The following is a 1,027-nucleotide window of genomic DNA, read 5'->3' as shown; positions in this document are numbered from 1 at the left end:
GAACTCCTCCAGCTCCTGCTGTGAATAGACCACCCGACCGCCGAACTTGCGATAGGCCGGTCCACCGCCGGTCCACCGCCACTGCGCGAGCGTAGACGGGCGAAGCCGAAGGTATCTCGCGGCTTCCTTCGTGGTGAGAAAAGGTGACAGTGTTTCGCTACCCATACGGATCTCCCGTGACTCCTTCGCGCTTGCCCTCGAATCCGTCCGCGCTGCCACGAACGGTCGCTGCCGACCCGTGCCGGTCGCGGGCGCTGCGAACTTCTTCTACGGGGCACTATGCCGGTCGAGCGCGTTCGATGCAAACGCAAGCGTTCTAAGAACTGAACAGATCAGTTCAGCGAAGAGCGCTCGACTGCGGCCGAAGCGGGCTCAGGAAAGCCCACGGCGCTTTCGAAGCACCCGCAACGTAGTACCGAGCTTGGCGTCGAGCTTTGGATACCGGGGCATGATCGCCTACCGAGAATCGTGGCCGACTGTGACCCTTGGCGCCGGTCCGTTAAGCGGGCTGACGATTGCGCTCAGGCGATCGGGTTTTCTCGCCAACGTCCATGCTCGCGGCGAGCGCAGCCCCAATCCGCTCAGCCGCCTCGTGCATGGGATCGACCGCGAGGTGAGCGTAGCGTGCGGTAGTGGTGGGCAGCGTGTGGCCCAGCAGCTTTCCGATCATCGGTAGCGAGAGCCCGAGGCCCGCGCCTACGGCCGCGTGAGTGTGCCGGAGATCATGGAGCCGGACGTCATCGAGTCCTGCCTGCTTCCGGATCCGGCGCCAAGGCGTGTTGAGATCCGCTCTGGGAGACTTGGGTTTCCTGCCCTCGATGACGTAGACGAAGCCCCTCGTCCTCGGAACGTTCGCGAGCACTTCCATCGCCGGTGCGTTCAAGTAGACCAGCTTCGCGCCGGTCTTCGAGTCCGGAAGCCGCAGCAAGCGCCTCTCGAGGTCCACGTCTTGCCAACGCAGGTGAAGGATCTCCCGGAGACGACAGCCCGTCAGAACCAGGAGACGGATCGCGGCGACCGCGTGCGG

General features: G+C 64.4%; 2 protein-coding genes. Both read right to left on the bottom strand.

What is annotated here, in order from left to right; genetic code table 11:
* The coding region (locus GY725_20480) for a helix-turn-helix domain-containing protein (protein MCP4006562.1) at positions 1–165 on the bottom strand (165 nt) is incomplete at its 3' end.
* A gap of 334 nt (positions 166–499) precedes the next feature.
* A partial coding sequence (locus tag GY725_20475) for a site-specific integrase (GenBank protein MCP4006561.1) occupies positions 500–1,027 on the bottom strand: 528 nt, incomplete at its 5' end.

It is taken from the genome of bacterium (assembly GCA_024226335.1).
In the GTDB taxonomy this organism is placed as follows: domain Bacteria; phylum Myxococcota_A; class UBA9160; order SZUA-336; family SZUA-336; genus JAAELY01.
Note: the sequence above shows the minus strand (reverse complement) of the source record. Positions and strands in the feature narration are given on the sequence as shown.